Consider the following 15,971-nt stretch of genomic DNA (forward strand, 5'->3'; position numbering starts at 1 on the left):
GTACGGTCCCGGCTTCAAAGATTGCGCGCGATGACGATGCGCTGCACGTCGCTCGTTCCCTCGTAGATCTGGCAGATGCGCACGTCGCGATAGATGCGCTCCACCGGATAATCCGCCATGTAGCCGTAGCCGCCATGGACCTGGATCGCGTCGGAGCAGACCCGTTCGGCCATTTCCGAGGCGAACAGCTTGGCCATCGAGGCTTCGGTGAGGCAGGGCTGGCCCGCCTCCTTCAGCCCGGCGGCATGCAGCACCATCTGGCGCGCCACCTCGATCTGCGTCGCCATGTCGGCGAGCCGGAAGGCGACGGCCTGGTGCTCGATGATCGGCGAGCCGAAGGCCGTGCGCTCGCGGGCATAGTCGCGCGCCGCCTCGAAGGCCGCCCGCGCCATGCCGACGGACTGCGCGGCAATGCCGATGCGCCCGCCTTCGAGGTTCGAAAGGGCGATCCGGTAGCCCTCACCCTCCGCGCCGAGCCGGTTTCCGGCGTGAACGCGCATGGCGTTGAAGGCGATCTGGCAGGTGTCGGAGGAATGGAGGCCGAGCTTCTGCTCCACCCGCACGACCTCGTAGCCCGGCGTATCGGTCGGCACGATGAAGGCGGAAATGCCCTTCTTGCCGGCATCGGGATCGGTGACGGCGAAGACGATGATGACATCGCCGTTCTTGCCCGAGGTGATGAACTGCTTGGCCCCATCGATGACGTAATGGTCGCCGTCGCGGCGGGCGCGGGTCTTGAGGTTGGAGGCGTCGGAGCCGGCCTGCGGCTCGGTGAGCGCGAAGCCGCCGATCCATTCGCCGCTCGCAAGCTTCGGCAGGAAGTGCTGCTTCTGCTCCTCGCTGCCGTATTTCAGGATCGGCACGCAGCCGACGGAGCTGTGCACGCTCATGATGGTCGAGCACGGCCCGTCGCCGCTGGCGATCTCCTCCAGCGCCACGGCATAGGCGACCGTGCCCGTCTCCGAGCCGCCATAGGCCTCCGGCACGAGCATGCCGAGGAAGCCGAGCTCGCCCATCTCCTTCAGTTCCGCGCGGGGGAAGCGGCTCTCCGCGTCACGCTCCGCCGCGCCCGGCGCCAGCCGCTCGCGGGCGAAATCGCGGGCCATGTCGCGGATCTGGGTCTGCTGTTCCGTCAGGATCATGGTCCGGTCTCCTCCCCAAACCGCTCAGTGCCGCTCGATGGCCACCGCCGTCGCTTCGCCGCCGCCGATGCAGAGCGTCGCCATGCCGCGCCGCAGATCGTAGCGTTCCAGCGCAGCAAGCAGGGTGACGAGCACGCGCGCGCCCGATGCGCCGATGGGATGGCCGAGCGCGCAGGCGCCGCCGTGGACATTGACCTTGTCATGCGGCAGGTCGAGATCGCGCATCGCCGCCATGGCGACGACGGCGAAGGCCTCGTTGATCTCGAAGAGGTCGACATCCTTGAGGTCCCAGCCGGTGCGCTCGCCGAGCCTGCGCAGCGCCCCGATAGGCGCGGTCGCGAAGAGATTGGGCGCCTGCGCATGCGTCGCGTGGCCGACGATGGTGGCAAGCGGCGTCAGGCCCTCGCGCTCGGCCCGGGAGCGCCGCATCAGCACCAGCGCGGCCGCGCCGTCCGAGATCGAGGAGGCGTTGGCCGCCGTCACCGTGCCGTTCTCGCGAAAGGCCGGCTTCAGCGTCGGGATCTTCTCCAGCCTGGCCTTGCCGGGTTGCTCGTCACGGCTAACGACAGCCTCGGAGCGGCCGGCCTTCACGGTGACGGGAACGACCTCGGCGTCGAATCCGCCGGTCTCGATGGCGCTGCGGGCGCGGGTCAGGGAGGTGACGGCATAGTCGTCCTGCGCCGGGCGGGTGAACTGGTAGGCCTCGGCGCAGTCCTCGGCGAAGGTGCCCATCAGGCGCCCCTTGTCATAGGCGTCTTCGAGGCCGTCGAGGAACATGTGGTCGATGACACGGCCATGCCCGAGCCGGTAGCCGCCGCGGGCGCGGTCGAGCAGGTAAGGCGCATTGGTCATGCTCTCCATGCCGCCTGCCACCGCAACCGATGCGCTGCCGGCGGCGATGAGGTCATGCGCCAGCATGACGGCCTTCATACCCGAGCCGCACATCTTGTTGACGGTCGTCGCCCCGGCCGCGAAGGGCAGGCCCGCGCCGATGGCAGCCTGCCGCGCGGGCGCCTGCCCCTGCCCGGCCGGCAGCACGCATCCAAACACCGTCTCATCCACGGCATCGGGCGCGACGCCGCTCCGCTCCAGCGCCGCGCGGATCGCGGCCGCGCCGAGCTCCGGCGCGGTGGCATGCCCGAGGTCGCCCTGGAAGCCGCCCATCGGGGTGCGGGCCGAACCGACGATGACGATGGGATCCTGCAGAACCATATCGAAACTCCCTCAGCGCGGCGCCATGCGCAACGCGCCGTCGAGGCGGATAACCTCGCCATTCAGCATGACGTTCTCACAGATGTGGCGCACCAGGGCGGCAAATTCCACCGGCTTGCCGAGGCGCTGCGGAAAAGGCACGCTCCGCCCGAGCGAATCCTGCACCTCCTGCGGCATGCCGGCCATCATCGGCGTCTGGAAAATCCCCGGCGCGACGGAGACGACGCGGATGCCGTGGCGGGCCAGCTCGCGGGCGACCGGCAGCGTCATGGCGGCAACCCCGCCCTTGGAGGCCGCATAGGCCGCCTGCCCGATCTGGCCGTCGAAGGCCGCGACCGAGGCCGTGTTGATAACAATCCCCCGCTCGCCGTCCGCCTCAGGCTCTTCCTTCGCGATGGCCACTGCTGCGAGCCGGGTCATGTTGAAGGTGCCGATGAGGTTGATGCCGACGGTGCGGGCAAAGCTGTCGAGCCGGTGCGGCCCGTCGCGGCCGAGCACCTTCTCGCCGGGCGCGACGCCGGCGCAATTGACCAGCCCGTGCAGGTGGCCGAAGCGCTCCAGCGCGAGATCGACGGCGGCCTGGCCGTCCGTCTCCTGCGTCACGTCGGTATGGATGAAGGCTGCGCCGGTCCCAAGCTCGCCGACGATGCCACGGCCGGCATCGACATTGACGTCGGCGATCACGACATGCGCGCCCTCGCCCACCAGCATGCGCGCCACCGCCGCGCCGAGGCCCGAACTGCCGCCGGTGACGAGAAAGGTCTTTCCGCGGATCAACATGGCTGCTCTCCTCCAGCGCATCCGAATTCCGTAGGACCGGATCGGCATGCCGTGCGGCCCTCCCAAGCCGCACAGCCTCGACAGGGGCGATCGCCCATCCGTCTTGCCCTAGTCTATGACGGTGCGATATTGCATGCGATGACCGAAGCGTCTTGAACCATCGGCCACTTTTACCACATCTTGCGGGCCATGACGATGACGGAAACCGGACGGCGGATGATCTCGCCCTTCTTCGTGGAGGAGGCGATCGACTGCCTGAAGCGGCAGGGCAAGGCGCCGGAGACGGTGCTGGCGGCGGTCGGCCTTCCCGCCCGCATCGACGCGCCGGTCTCCGCCGAAAGCTACGGCGCGCTGTGGCTCGCCATCGCGGCGGAGATGGACGACGAATTCTTCGGCATGGGCGGGCGGCCGATGCGGCGCGGCAGCTTCACGCTGCTCTGCCACTGCATCCTGCATGCAAGAACCCTCGACCAGGCGCTGCGGCGCGCGCTGCGCTTCCTCAACGTCGTGCTGGAAGACCCGCAAGGCCATCTCGAAGTCGCCGACGGCCTTGCCCAGATCGTGCTCCGCGACCAGGACGGCCCGCGCTCCGCCTTCGCCTACCGCACCTACTGGATCCTGCTGCACGGCATCACCTGCTGGCTGATCGGGCGGCGCATTCCGCTGCGGATGGTCGATTTCCGCTGCGGCGAGCCGGAAAACGGCGCGGACTACCGGCTTTTCTTCGGCGCGCCCGTGCGCTTTTCCCAGCCGGCGAGCCGGCTCGCCTTCGATGCCGCCATGCTGAAGCTTCCGGTCGCGCGCAGCGAGCAGGCGCTACGGCAGTTCCTGCGCAACGCCCCCGCCAACATCCTCGTGCGCTACCGCTACGACGCCGGCCTTGCCGCGAGCGTGCGCAAGCGGCTGCGGCAGGCGCCGCCCGCCTCCTGGAGCGCGTTCGACGATCTCGCCGCGCAGATGCACATGTCGCCCTCGACGCTGCGCCACCGCCTGCACGCCGAGGGCCAGAACTATGCCGCCATCCGCGACGAGATCCGGCGCGACCTTGCAATCGAGATGCTGCAGACCACGGCGCTCGGGGTGGGCGAGATCGCCGCGCGGCTCGGCTTTTCCGAGCCCAGCGCCTTCCACCGCGCCTTTCGCAAGTGGACGGCAAGGAGCCCGGCGGCCTTTCGCCGGGAGACGGCGGCGCGCCGATAAGCAGCGCTCATGTTCGCATGACAGCAACTTATTTGCGCCGCGGCATGTCGCAACATAGGCTTTCCCCATAGCCCGCAAGCAAGACGGGCGCTGTGACGGGTACACGAAATCTGTCTCCAGAGAGGAATTTCCATGTTCAGGACACGCATGTTTCCGGCAGCGACGACGCTTGCCTATGGCCTTTCGCTCGGCATGGCGCTTGCTGCCGAGCCGCTTTCCGTCATGAGTTTCGGCGGCGCCTATCAGGAAGCCCAGAGAAAGGCTGTTTTCACCGCCTATGCGGAGGAGACCGGAAGGCCCGTCTCCGAGCAGGAATACGGCGGCGAGATCGCCAAGATCAAGGCGATGATCGACAGCGGCAACACGACCATCGACGTCGTCGACGTCGACGCCCCGACGCTGCTCCAGGGCTGCGACGAGGGCATTTTCGAAACGATCGACTGGGAGAAGATCGGGCCGAAATCGGACTGGCTCGACGGCACGACGTCGGACTGCGGCGTCGGCACGATCGTCTATGCGACGATCCTTTCCTATGACGAGGACAAGCTGGCCAAGCCGCCGACGAAGCTGGCCGATCTCTTCGACCTTGCGAATTTCCCCGGCAAGCGCGGCCTGTGGAAGAACCCGGCGACCAATCTGGAATTCGCGCTGCTGGCCGACGGCGTCGCCCCGCAGGATGTCTATACGGTGCTCGCCACGCCCGAGGGCCTCGACCGCGCCTTCGCCAAGCTCGACACGATCAAGAAGGAGATCGTCTGGTGGGAGGCGGGCGCGCAGGCCCCGCAACTCCTCGCATCGGGCGAGGTGACCATGACGACGGCGTGGAACGGGCGCATCTTCAACGCCAACAAGGAAGGGCGCCATTTCGGCATCGTCTGGGACAACCAAATCCTCGATTCCAACTACTGGGTCATCCCGAAGGGCGCGAAGGACATGGAGGGCTCGCTCGCCTTCATCCATTTCGCCGTCGAGCCGAAGGTGCTGGCCGGCATCGCGAAATACATTCCCTATGGCCCCGTCCGCACGACGGCCGCCGCGGAAGTGGGCTCGGACGATGCCAGGAACCTGCCGACCAGCCCGGAGAACCTGACGACCTCCCTGACGCTCGACAACGCCTTCTGGGCGGACCATGGCGACGAGATCCGCAAGCGCTTCACCACCTGGCTTTCCAACTGAGGAGCGCGCGGATGAACACGATGACGATGGAAAGGGGGCGCCTCGGCGAGGCGCCGCCGACCACGAGCGGCAGCGAGACCATGGTCGCCTTCGAGCGCGTGCAGAAGACCTATGACGGGCGCACGCTCGTCGTCGAGGACCTGAACCTTGCGGTGCGGCGCGGCGAATTCCTCACCATGCTCGGGCCTTCCGGCTCCGGCAAGACGACGACGCTGATGATGCTCGGCGGCTTCGAGCAGCCGACCAACGGGCGCATCCTGCTCGAAGGGCAGGCCGTGGAGCGCCTGCCGCCGGAGCGCCGCGACATCGGCTTCGTCTTCCAGAACTATGCGCTCTTCCCGCATATGACGGTGGCCGAGAATGTCGGCTTCCCGCTGCGCTATCGCGGCATCAGGGGAGCGGAGGCAAAGCGCCGGGTCGAGGAAGCGCTTTCCATGGTCAAGCTCACCGGCCTTGGCGAACGCCGCCCGGCGCAGCTTTCCGGCGGGCAACAGCAGCGCGTCGCGCTCGCCCGCGCCATGGTGTTCAAGCCGAAGCTCATCCTGATGGACGAGCCGCTCGGCGCGCTCGACAAGCAATTGCGCGAGCACATGCAGGTCGAGATCAGGCGGATCCAGCAGCAGCTCGGCATCACCATGGTCTATGTGACGCACGACCAGTCGGAAGCGCTTACCATGTCGGACCGCATCGCGGTCTTCCACGAGGGGCGCATCCAGCAGCTTTCCGACCCGATGACGCTCTACGACCGGCCGGAAAACCGCTTCGTCGCCGGCTTCATCGGCGACAACAACACGCTTGCCTGCGAATTCGCCGGAACGGAAAACGGCCTCGGCGTCGTGCGGATGCCGGACGGAACGCGGCTCTTCACGACCGGGCCGTCCGGCCAGGCGCGCGCGGACCTCACGGTCTCGCTCCGCCCCGAGCGGCTCGGCCTCGACGGTCCCGACCGTAGAAACGCCGAAAACCGTATCCCCGCCCGCGTCCTCGACAGGACCTTCCTCGGAGACCGGGTACGGCTGACGCTGGAGGCCTTCGGCAGCGAGCGCATCGTCGCTTCCGTGCCGGCAGCCGAGGGCGCGGCGATCCTGCCGGGAAGCCGCATCGGCATGGCCTGTTTCGCCGCCGATTGCCGAACGCTGACGAGGTAGCCATGACCGAGACCCTCTCCCTTGCCGTTCCGCCCACGTCGGGCAGCCTCGGCGCGGCCCTGCGCCGGGCCGAGCGGCCGAACCGCCTTCGCGCCTTCGCCCTCGCGCTGCCGGCGCTCCTCTTCCTCGTCGTCACCTTCGCCGCGCCGATCGGCCTCTTCCTCACCACCGCCGTGCGCAACCCGGAGGTCCGCAGCGTCCTGCCGCAGACCGTCGCCGCGCTCGACGGCTGGGACGGGCGCGCCACACCGGGCGAAGAGGCCTTCGCCGCGCTTGCCGCCGATCTTGCCCGCGCGAAGGAGGACAACACCGCCGCATCGCTCGGCAAGCGGCTGAACTACGAAAGCGCCGGCATGCGCAGCCGCATCATGTCCGTGGTCCGCCACCTCGGCAATCTCAAGGATGGCGCCCTCGCCCCGCAATTTGCGGCGCTCGATCCGGTCTGGGCCAGTCCCGACCTCTGGGCGATCATCAAGCGCAACGGCAGCGCCGTCACGCCCTATTACCTGCTGACATCCGTCGACCTCGCGCAGGACGCCTCCGGCGGGATCGAGCGGGTGGAGGCGAGCCAGGCGGTGTTCCTCGACATTCTCGGGCGCACGCTCTGGATCGCGGCCCTCGTGACCGCCGCGACGCTCGTCCTCGGCTTTCCCACGGCCTATGTCATCTCGTTGGCGCCGTCGCGCATCGCCGGATTCCTGCTGCTTCTGGTGCTGCTGCCGCTCTGGACGTCGCTTCTGGTGCGCACCACCGCCTGGGTCGTGCTGTTGCAGACGGACGGGGTGATCAACCAGATCCTCCTGGCGCTCGGCCTCACCACGGAAAAGCTCCAGCTCATGCTGACCCGCTTCGGCACCGTCACGGCGATGACGCATATCCAGCTCCCCTTCACGATCCTGCCGATCCTCAGCGTCATGAAGTCCATTCCGGAGGGTCAGATGCGGGCGGCGCGCTCGCTCGGCGCACCGCCCTTCTTCGCCTTCTGGCGGGTCTACGCACCGCAGACGCTGCCGGGTGTCGCCGCCGGCTGCCTGATGACCTTCATCCTGTCGCTCGGCTACTACATCACCCCGGCCCTCGTCGGCGGCCCGCGCGACCAGATGATGTCGAACTTCATCGCCACCTACATCAACCGCGACCTGAACTGGGGCATGGCCGCCGCGCTCGCCTGCCTGCTCCTCGTCATGACGCTTTCCATCTACCTCGTGTTCCTGCGCCTCGTCGGCGCGGAGCGCATCAAGCTCGGGTGAGAACAATGTGGCTTCCCGCTTACGCAACCCGCGGCGAACGGCTCTGCCGCCTCGCCGTCGTCACCTTCGCCTTCGCCGTGCTCGTCTTCCTGATCGGGCCGCTCTTCGTCGTCTTCCCGCTCTCCGTCTCGAAGGATCCGTTCTTCACCTTCCCGATCCAGGACTATTCCTGGCGCTGGTATGCGGATTTCTTCGAGAACGCGCGCTGGACGCAGAGCCTTTTCAACAGCCTCGTCGCGGCCGCCTGCAGCACGGCGCTCGCCACGCTGCTCGGCACGCTCGCAGCGCTTGGCATCAGCCGGCCGGGCTTTCCGGCGCGAAAGGCGGTCATGGCGCTGATGATCTCGCCGATGATCATGCCCGTCGTCATCGTCGCCGTCGGGGCCTACATGTTCTTCGGTTCTCTGGGGCTTACCAATACGCGCACCGGGCTGGTGCTCGCCCATGCGGCGCTTTCCATCCCCTTCGTCGTGGTCACGGTGCTTTCGTCGCTTTCCACCTATGACGCCAACCTCTCGCGGGCCGGCGCGAGCCTCGGCGCGGGACCCGTCAGCGTCTTCTTCGCCGTCACGCTGCCGCTCATCCTGCCCGGCATCGTCTCCGGCGCGCTGCTCGCCTTCGCCGTCTCCTTCGACGAGGTGATCGTCGCCCTCTTCCTGACGGGCGCCGAACAGCGCACCCTGCCGGTGCAGATGTTCTCCGGCATTCGCGACCAGATCAACCCGACGATCATGGCGGCGGCGAGCCTGCTCACCACCGTTTCCATCGCGCTGTTCCTCGCGCTGAACCTCATCCGGCGCCTGCGGCAGGCGTGATCCCGGGCCGCCGTCGGCCGAAGCGCTCTTACGGCTGCGGCCATCTGAGCAGGGCCTCGCGGCCTGCATCCGTCAGGCCGTAGACGCCCCGGTCGAGCCGGTCGAACCAGCCGTAGACGTTGGAAAGGAGGATCTTCCCGGCTTCCGGTACGCCGGCCCTCACCTCGCGCACGCGCAACGGCCCCGCCGCCAGCGCCGCCGCGCAGCCGAGCGCCTGCTGGCGGTAGGCGGTCATGACGGGCGCGCGCGTGCTGCCGCCGAGCGCGGGATCGCCGCGCCGCTTCTGGTGCTCGCGCATGAGCCGCGAACGCCGTTTCGGGTTGGTCCGCGGCATCGGCGAAACGGAGCCGACGATGACGCTGACCTCGCCGGCGTCGGAGATGGCGAGCATGCCGATGCCGAGCCTGCGGCAGAGATCGCGGTAGCGCTTGTCCGCCTCCCGCCCCCGGCCTCTTGCCGAAACCCTTGCGGCGATCCAGACCTCGTCCGACACCGCGGCCCGGTCCACGGCCTGGAGGATCAGTTCCAGGTTGAAGCTCAGCTTCAGCTCGCAGACGACCAGCACGGGCGGATCGGCATCGCTGAGACCGACGATGTCGCAGCCGGCGACCTCTCCCTTGACGATATAACCGGCCTTCTCGAGAAAGCCTTTGACGGGCATGTAGAGCGACGTTTCCATGGGCCTGCGGATCGAAGTGGCGATTCGTTCCGCAAATTACATCGATCCCTCGCCGGGCGACACCGCCTCCCGCCGGTCAGCTCGACATGAAGCGGTTGAGGCGCTTTTCGTCCAGCAGCGAGCGGGTGACGCCGCCGAACGCCCATTCGCGCAGGCGGCTGTGGCCGAAGGCGCCCGAAACGACGAGGTCGATCTCGTTCGCGTCGATGAATTCGAGCAGCCTCTCGCTTTCCCGCGGGCTTTCGATGGCCTCCTTGCGCGCCGTGATGCCATGGCTTGCGAGAAACGCGGCGACGTCGGCGACCCCCTCGCGGGCCCACTGGTCAATCGTCGCGGCGACGGTGACGACGGTTACCTCCTCGGCATGCCGCAGCAGCGGCACCGCATCCATCACCGCGCGCCGCGCTTCGCGCGCGTCCTTCCAGGCGATGGCGACCTTGCGGCCCGGGGCGGGCGCTGCGCCGGCGCCGGCGATCAGAAGCGGACGGCCCGCCTGCAGCACGACACTTGCCGGATCGGCCATGCGGGACCGGTTGCCGGTCGCCGCGCCCTCCCTCGCCTCAGTCAGGATGAGATCGGCCATCCTCGACACCTGCACGAGCGCATATGTCGGATTTTCCTGCGCATCGCGCCATTCCGTCTCGACCGCGCCGAAGACCAGTTTCTCGAATTCCTCGCGCAGCTCGTTGAAGCGGCGGCGGTCGTCATCCTGCATCTGCCGCATCACCTCGGCCGCCAGCACGGCGCCCTCCGGGCCCGTCACCGGCAGATAGGCGTCGGCCGCGCAGAAGCCGATCAGCCTGGCATTCGAGCGGCGCGCCACCTCCACCGCCGTCTTCACGATAGAGGCGATCGAACCGTCGACGTCCAGATTCACGAGAATGGATTTGTAGCTCATGTCACCGTTCCTCCGTTTCACCCGCATTGGCCGGAATGATAGTCTCTTTCCGGGCGTTTTCGTCCTTCGCGACGATGCCGCCCAGCCGCAGGCGATCCACAATTCGCAGAGGATGCGCCCGAATGACCCGCATCGCTTTGACCCTTGTCAAGGCCGGGCCGCGGCGGGGCGCGCACAATCGGCACGATCCGCAAGCGATCGCGAACCCGTGCGAAGGAGAAAGTCGATGAAGGCGCTCGTCTACGAAGGACCGGGACGGAAATCCCTCATGGAACGACCGATGCCGACGCTCGCCGCGGCGACCGACGCCATCGTGAGGATCACGCGGACCACGATCTGCGGCACAGACCTGCACATCCTCAAGGGCGACGTGCCGAGTTGCACGCCCGGCCGCATCCTCGGGCACGAGGGCGTCGGCATCGTCGAGGAGACGGGCGCCGGGGTGACGCAGTTCGCCCGCGGCGACCGCGTGCTGATTTCCTGCATCTCCTCCTGCGGCAAATGCGAATACTGCCGGCGCGGCATGTATTCCCACTGCACCACCGGCGGCTGGATCCTCGGCAACACGATCGACGGCACGCAGGCCGAATATGTCCGCATCCCGCATGCCGACACCAGCCTCTACCCGATCCCGCAGGGCGCCGACGAGGAGGCGCTGGTCATGCTGAGCGACATCCTGCCCACCGGCTTCGAATGCGGCGTCCTGAACGGCAAGGTACAGCCGGGCGGCACGGTCGCCATCGTCGGCGCGGGGCCGATCGGGCTCGCGGCGCTGCTGACGGCGCAGTTCTATTCGCCGGCCGAGATCGTCATGATCGACCTCGACGAGAACCGGCTCGCCGTGGCGCAGCGCTTCGGCGCCACGCGCACCGTCCGGGCGAGCGGCGAGGAGGCCGCGCGGCAGGTGCTGGCGCTGACCGGCGGCAAGGGTGTCGACACGGCGATCGAGGCGGTCGGCATTCCCGTGACCTTCGAGTTGTGCCAGGAGATCATCGCGCCCGGCGGCGTCATCGCCAATGTCGGCGTCCACGGCGTCAAGGCCGACCTGCACCTGGAGAAGCTCTGGTCGCAGAACATCTCCATCACCACGCGGCTGGTGGACACGGTCACCACGCCGATGCTGCTGAAGACGGTGCAATCGGGCAAGATCGACCCGAAGAAGCTGATCACCCACCGCTTCGGGCTCGACCATATCCTCGATGCCTACGAGACCTTTTCCAGCGCCGCGAGCACACAGGCCCTGAAGGTGATCATCGAAACTGCCGCCGCCGGGGCACTTCCGGCACAGGCGGGCGAGGCGGCGACCGGCGGAGACGGGAAAACCGACCTCGTGACCCACACCGGGCTCACGCTGCACGTTCGCCCGGTCCGCCCCGAAGACGAGGTGCTTCTGGCCGAATTCTTTGCCCATGTGGCGCCCGCGGACCTTCGCTTCCGGTTTCTCGGCGGCGTGCGCGAGGTGAGCCGCGAGCGCCTGCTTGCCATGACGCAGGTCGATCACCGGACGACGGAGCACTTCCTGGCCTTCGCCGATGGCGACGCGGCGGTCGCCGCGGCGGTGATGGTCGCCTGCGACCCCTCGACGCAGACGGCGGAGGTGGCGATTTCCGTCCGGGCCGAGCACAAGCACAAGGGCATCGCCTGGGAAATGCTGCGCCATGCCGCCCGGCATGCGAAGGCGCTCGGCGCCAGGACGCTGGAATCGCTCGAGAGCCGAGAAAACCACGAGGCGATCGAGCTGGAACGCGAACAGGGCTTCGTCGCGGTTCCCTATCCCGACGACCCGACGCTGATCCTCATCCGCAAGGAACTCGGCGACTGAGGCGGAACACCGCGACGCCTCAAAGCTCGAATTCCTGGTCGAGGCGCGGGACGACCGCCGGCCATCCGAGTTCCCGGCCGATGCGGATCCGCAGCGCTTCCGCGGCCTCCGGCTCGCCGTGCACGATGAAGACCTTGCGCGGCGGGCGCGGGCAGGCGGAAAGCCAGCGCATCAATTCGTGCGCGTCGGCATGGGCCGACAGCATGTCGAGATGCGCCACCTCCGCGTTGACCGGCACCCAAAGGCCGTGGATCTTCAGTTCCGGGGCGCCTTCCTGCAACGCGCGGCCGCGCGTGCCGGCGGCCTGGAAGCCGGCCAGCAGGATCGTGTTGCGCGCATCGGGCGCGAAGGCTTTCAGATGATGCAGGACGCGCCCGCCCGTCGCCATGCCCGAGGCGGAGATGACGACCTTTGGAAAGCGGTTGGCGCTGATCGCCTTGGAGGCCTCGACGTCATCGGTATAGCGGGCGATGGCGAACACCTGCCTGCAGGTCTTACTGTCGAGCCGGTGATCGCCCATGTGGCGGCTCATGAGTTCGGTCGCATCGATGGCCATGGGGCTGTCGAGGAAGAGCGGCACGGCCGCCAGGCGCCCCGCCCGCTTCAGCTTCCAGAAATGGTAGAGCAGTTCCTGTGCCCGGCCGACGGCGAAGGCCGGGATGACCAGCGTGCCGCCGCGCGCGATCGTCCGGTCGACGATCGCGCCCAGCGCCTCGGTGGGATCGGCCTTGTCGTGGATGCGGTTGCCATAGGTGGATTCGATGAGGATGTAGTCGGCCTCCGGCGGTGGCACCGGATCGGGCAGGAGCGGATCGTCGTAGCGGCCTATATCGCCGGAAAAGACAATCCGCCGGCCGCCCCATTCGAGATCGACGCTCGCCGCGCCGAGGATGTGCCCGGCGGGGCGGAAGCGGAACGATGCGCCGCCGGCAAGCCGGACCGTCTGGCCGAAGGCCGCCGTCGAAAAATGCCCGACGGCCCTTTGCGCATCCCGAACGCCGTAGAGGGCAAGCGCCGGCTGGTGCCGCGACAACTGGTGCCGGTTGAAGAATTCCGCATCCTTTTCCTGCAAATGGCCGCTGTCCATGAGGATGAGCTCCGCGACGTCGCGGGTGGCCGGCGTCGCGTAGACCTTGCCGCGATAACCGCCCTGCACCAGGCGCGGGAGGTATCCGCTGTGGTCGAGATGCGCGTGGGTCAGGATCACCGCGTCGATGTCGCGCGGGGAGACCGGCAGCGGCTGCCAGTTGAGGTCGCGCAGGTTCTTGAGGCCCTGGAAGAGGCCGCAATCGACAAGGATCCGTTCGTCGCCAAGGGAAAGCAGGTGCTTCGACCCGGTGACGGTTCCCGCTCCGCCGAGCGATTTCAAGGACAGCACGTTCGTTCTCCCCCAGGCCGGCATGGGTGGCCGCGCGTTTATCCCTCCGACGGAGCCGGCCGCGGATAGGGCCATTTCCAGTCGCGGATCTCCGGCATGTCCTCGCCGTGTTCGCGGACATAGGCATGATGTTCTGCGAGCTTGCCCTCCAGCGCGGCGACGATGCCGGCTGCCCGGTCCCGTAGGGCCGGCAGGCGCTCGATGGCCTCGATGGCGAGGTGGTAGCGGTCGAGCTCGTTCATCACCGCCATGTCGAAGGGCGTGGTGGTCGTGCCCTTCTCGATGAAGCCGCGGACATGGACGTTCGGATGATTGGTCCGTTTATAGACCAGCCGGTGGATGATGTAGGGATAGCCGTGATAGGCGAAGACCACCGGCCGGTCGCGGGTGAAGATGCGATCGAAGTCCTCGTCGGAAATGCCGTGCGGGTGGTGCTGCGGCGATTGCAGCGTCATCAGGTCGACGACGTTGACGACGCGGATGCGCAGGTGCGGCACCGCCCGGCGCAGGAGATCGACGGCGGCGAGCGTCTCCATGGTCGGCACGTCGCCGGCGCACGCCATCACCACGTCGGGATCGATCCCCTCCTCCGTGCCCGCCCAGTCCCAGATGCCGAGGCCGGCCTCGCAGTGGCGAACCGCCTCCGCCATCGTCAGCCATTGCGGCGCCGGCTGCTTGCCGGCGACGATGACGTTGATGCGGTTCCAGGTCTTCAGGCAATGGTCGCCCACCCACACGAGCGTGTTGGCATCGGGCGGCAGGTAGACGCGCACGATGTCCGCGCTCTTGTTGGCGACGAGGTCGATGAAGCCCGGATCCTGGTGGGAAAAGCCGTTATGGTCCTGCCGCCAGACATGGGAGGTCAGCAGGTAGTTGAGCGAGGAGACGGGCTTTCGCCACGGCAGCTCGCGCGCCACCTTCAGCCACTTGGCATGCTGGTTGAACATGGAATCGACGATGTGGATGAAGGCCTCGTAGCAGGAGAAGAAGCCGTGCCGGCCGGTCAGCAGGTAGCCTTCCAGCCAGCCCTGGCAGAGGTGCTCGCTGAGCACTTCCATGACGCGGCCCTCGGGCGCGAGGTGATCGTCCGTCGGCAGCGTCTCGGCCATCCATACCCGGTCCGTCGCCTCGAAGACGCTGGCGAGCCGGTTCGAGGCTGTCTCGTCCGGGCCGAAGACGCGGAAATTGCTGTCCGCCGCGTTCAGCCGGATCACGTCGCGCAGGTAATCGCCGAGGATCTTCGTCGCCTGCGCGTCCACAGCGCCGCGCCTTTCCACGGCGACCGCATAGTCGCCGATGCCGGGCGTGCGCAGGTCCTTGCGCAAGAGCCCGCCATTGGCGTGCGGAATGGCGCTCATGCGGCGTTCGCCCCTTGGCGCGAGTGCCCGCAATTCCGGCCTGAGGCGGCCCGCCGCATCGAAAAGGTCCTCCGGATCGTAGCTGCGCATCCAGGTTTCGAGAATGTCGCGGTGGGCGGGGTTCGAGCGGCATTCGGACACGGGCACCTGGTGCGAGCGCCAATGGTTCTCGACCATCTTGCCGTCCACCTCCTTCGGACCCGTCCAGCCCTTGGGGCTGCGCAGCACGATCATCGGCCATCGCGGGCGGCGGGCGGGATCGTCCTTGGCGGCCGCGCGGATGGCCGCGATGCGGTCGAAGGCCGTGTCGAGCGCGGCCGCCATGTCGCGGTGCATGGCTTCCGGCTCGTGGCCCTCCACGAAGATCGGATCGTAGCCGTGGCCGGTGAAGAGATGGGTCAGTTCCTCGTCGGGCAGGCGCGCCAGCACGGTCGGGTTGGCGATCTTGTAGCCGTTGAGATGCAGGATCGGCAGCACCGTGCCGTCGCTGACGGGGTTCAGGAACTTGTTGGAATGCCAGGCGGCGGCGAGCGGGCCGGTCTCGGCCTCGCCGTCGCCCACCACGCAGGCGACGACGAGGCCGGGATTGTCGAAGGCCGCGCCATAGGCGTGCACCAGCGCATAGCCGAGTTCGCCGCCCTCGTGGATCGAGCCGGGGGTCTCGGGCGCCGCATGGCTCGGAATGCCGCCGGGGAAGGAGAACTGGCGGAACAGCCTGCGCAGCCCCGCCTCGTTCCCGCCCACCTCGGGATAGATTTCCGAATAGGTGCCCTCCAGCCAGGCATTGGCCACCATGCCCGGCCCGCCGTGGCCCGGGCCGCAGATATAGAGGACCTCGGCATCCCGCGCCCGGATGATGCGATTGAGATGGGCATAGATGAAATTGAGGCCCGGCGTCGTGCCCCAATGGCCGAGAAGGCGCGGCTTGACGTGCTCGGCCTTCAGCGGCGCGCGCAGCAGCGGGTTGTCCATCAGGTAGATCTGGCCGACGGAAAGATAATTGGCCGCGCGCCAGTAGCGGTCTGTCAGCGCAAGGTCGTCGGCGTTCGGAACATTGGTCATCCTGCGTCTCCCTGGTCGCCCTTCCGAAGAAGTCAACGTATGAGTGCCCGG

At 67.8% G+C, this 15,971-nt stretch carries 12 protein-coding genes and 2 pseudogenes; 7 read left to right on the forward strand and 7 right to left on the reverse strand.

All coding sequences use genetic code 11. The features are described 5' to 3' along the window. Positions 1-14 precede the first annotated feature (14 nt). From L0976_RS14825 to L0976_RS14835, 3 genes are read right to left on the reverse strand one after another with little or no spacing between them, the layout of a single operon-like run. A complete protein-coding gene (locus tag L0976_RS14825; protein WP_234188081.1) occupies positions 15-1,142 on the reverse strand; it encodes an acyl-CoA dehydrogenase family protein in 1,128 nt (375 codons plus the stop codon). 24 nt (positions 1,143-1,166) lie between these two features. Then, positions 1,167-2,354 (reverse strand): acetyl-CoA C-acyltransferase, encoded by a 1,188-nt coding sequence (locus L0976_RS14830; RefSeq protein ID WP_234188082.1) that lies wholly within the window; start codon positions 2,352-2,354, stop codon positions 1,167-1,169. A gap of 12 nt (positions 2,355-2,366) precedes the next feature. Further along, on the reverse strand, positions 2,367-3,134 hold the full coding sequence (locus L0976_RS14835; RefSeq protein WP_234188083.1) for a 3-hydroxyacyl-CoA dehydrogenase: 768 nt from the start codon (positions 3,132-3,134) through the stop codon (positions 2,367-2,369). A 195-nt stretch (positions 3,135-3,329) separates the two neighbouring features. On the opposite strand from L0976_RS14835, the gene L0976_RS14840 reads away from it, so the two are divergent. The 5 genes from L0976_RS14840 (at position 3,330) to L0976_RS14860 (ending at position 8,723) form a co-directional block, all read left to right on the forward strand. Next, positions 3,330-4,334, forward strand: a complete 1,005-nt coding sequence (locus L0976_RS14840) for an AraC family transcriptional regulator (protein ID WP_234188084.1) — start codon at positions 3,330-3,332, stop codon at positions 4,332-4,334. Positions 4,335-4,466: 132 nt separating this feature from the next. Then, complete coding sequence (locus tag L0976_RS14845) at positions 4,467-5,510, forward strand: ABC transporter substrate-binding protein (RefSeq protein ID WP_234188085.1); 1,044 nt, start codon at positions 4,467-4,469, stop codon at positions 5,508-5,510. A gap of 11 nt (positions 5,511-5,521) precedes the next feature. After that, a complete protein-coding gene (locus L0976_RS14850; RefSeq protein WP_234188086.1) occupies positions 5,522-6,658 on the forward strand; it encodes an ABC transporter ATP-binding protein in 1,137 nt (378 codons plus the stop codon). A gap of 2 nt (positions 6,659-6,660) precedes the next feature. Continuing rightward, complete coding sequence (locus tag L0976_RS14855; protein WP_234188087.1) at positions 6,661-7,908, forward strand: ABC transporter permease; 1,248 nt, start codon at positions 6,661-6,663, stop codon at positions 7,906-7,908. A 5-nt stretch (positions 7,909-7,913) separates the two neighbouring features. Beyond that, positions 7,914-8,723 (forward strand): ABC transporter permease, encoded by an 810-nt coding sequence (locus L0976_RS14860; protein WP_234188088.1) that lies wholly within the window; start codon positions 7,914-7,916, stop codon positions 8,721-8,723. 28 nt (positions 8,724-8,751) lie between these two features. Here the strand turns inward: L0976_RS14860 and L0976_RS14865 are convergent, their stop codons facing one another. Together L0976_RS14865 and L0976_RS14870 are read right to left on the reverse strand one after the other, a co-directional pair. After that, positions 8,752-9,402 (reverse strand): DUF2161 domain-containing phosphodiesterase, encoded by a 651-nt coding sequence (locus tag L0976_RS14865; RefSeq protein ID WP_234188089.1) that lies wholly within the window; start codon positions 9,400-9,402, stop codon positions 8,752-8,754. A 76-nt stretch (positions 9,403-9,478) separates the two neighbouring features. Further along, the gene (locus tag L0976_RS14870) at positions 9,479-10,300 is read right to left on the reverse strand and encodes a universal stress protein (RefSeq protein WP_234188090.1); all 822 of its coding nucleotides are present in this window, start codon (positions 10,298-10,300) and stop codon (positions 9,479-9,481) included. A 226-nt stretch (positions 10,301-10,526) separates the two neighbouring features. Here L0976_RS14870 and L0976_RS14875 point away from each other — a divergent pair. Both L0976_RS14875 and L0976_RS14880 read left to right on the forward strand, forming a co-directional pair. After that, positions 10,527-11,558 (forward strand): annotated as a pseudogene (locus tag L0976_RS14875) (zinc-dependent alcohol dehydrogenase family protein); the annotation flags it as partial. Between the two features lie 105 nt (positions 11,559-11,663). Beyond that, positions 11,664-12,122 (forward strand): annotated as a pseudogene (locus L0976_RS14880) (N-acetyltransferase family protein); the annotation flags it as partial. A gap of 19 nt (positions 12,123-12,141) precedes the next feature. Here the strand turns inward: L0976_RS14880 and L0976_RS14885 are convergent. Both L0976_RS14885 and L0976_RS14890 read right to left on the reverse strand, forming a co-directional pair. Next, entirely contained in the window at positions 12,142-13,500 is a 1,359-nt protein-coding gene (locus L0976_RS14885; protein WP_234188091.1) for an MBL fold metallo-hydrolase, read from the reverse strand. A 38-nt stretch (positions 13,501-13,538) separates the two neighbouring features. After that, a complete protein-coding gene (locus L0976_RS14890) occupies positions 13,539-15,920 on the reverse strand; it encodes a phosphoketolase (protein WP_234188092.1) in 2,382 nt (793 codons plus the stop codon). Positions 15,921-15,971 lie beyond the last annotated feature (51 nt).

This window comes from Shinella sp. NM-101 (assembly GCF_021401195.1).
In the GTDB taxonomy this organism is placed as follows: Bacteria; Pseudomonadota; Alphaproteobacteria; order Rhizobiales; family Rhizobiaceae; genus Shinella.

What these genes read in the sequence shown, in the direction of transcription:
- L0976_RS14825 (WP_234188081.1), bottom strand. Translation starts at nt 1,142, where the DNA reads ATGATCCTGACGGAACAGCAGACCCAGATCCGCGACATGGCCCGCGAT.
- L0976_RS14830 (WP_234188082.1), bottom strand. Translation starts at nt 2,354, where the DNA reads ATGGTTCTGCAGGATCCCATCGTCATCGTCGGTTCGGCCCGCACCCCG.
- L0976_RS14855 (WP_234188087.1), top strand. Translation starts at nt 6,661, where the DNA reads ATGACCGAGACCCTCTCCCTTGCCGTTCCGCCCACGTCGGGCAGCCTC.
- L0976_RS14835 (WP_234188083.1), bottom strand. Translation starts at nt 3,134, where the DNA reads ATGTTGATCCGCGGAAAGACCTTTCTCGTCACCGGCGGCAGTTCGGGC.
- L0976_RS14865 (WP_234188089.1), bottom strand. Translation starts at nt 9,402, where the DNA reads ATGGAAACGTCGCTCTACATGCCCGTCAAAGGCTTTCTCGAGAAGGCC.
- L0976_RS14870 (WP_234188090.1), bottom strand. Translation starts at nt 10,300, where the DNA reads ATGAGCTACAAATCCATTCTCGTGAATCTGGACGTCGACGGTTCGATC.
- L0976_RS14890 (WP_234188092.1), bottom strand. Translation starts at nt 15,920, where the DNA reads ATGACCAATGTTCCGAACGCCGACGACCTTGCGCTGACAGACCGCTAC.
- L0976_RS14840 (WP_234188084.1), top strand. Translation starts at nt 3,330, where the DNA reads ATGACGGAAACCGGACGGCGGATGATCTCGCCCTTCTTCGTGGAGGAG.
- L0976_RS14845 (WP_234188085.1), top strand. Translation starts at nt 4,467, where the DNA reads ATGTTCAGGACACGCATGTTTCCGGCAGCGACGACGCTTGCCTATGGC.
- L0976_RS14860 (WP_234188088.1), top strand. Translation starts at nt 7,914, where the DNA reads ATGTGGCTTCCCGCTTACGCAACCCGCGGCGAACGGCTCTGCCGCCTC.
- L0976_RS14850 (WP_234188086.1), top strand. Translation starts at nt 5,522, where the DNA reads ATGAACACGATGACGATGGAAAGGGGGCGCCTCGGCGAGGCGCCGCCG.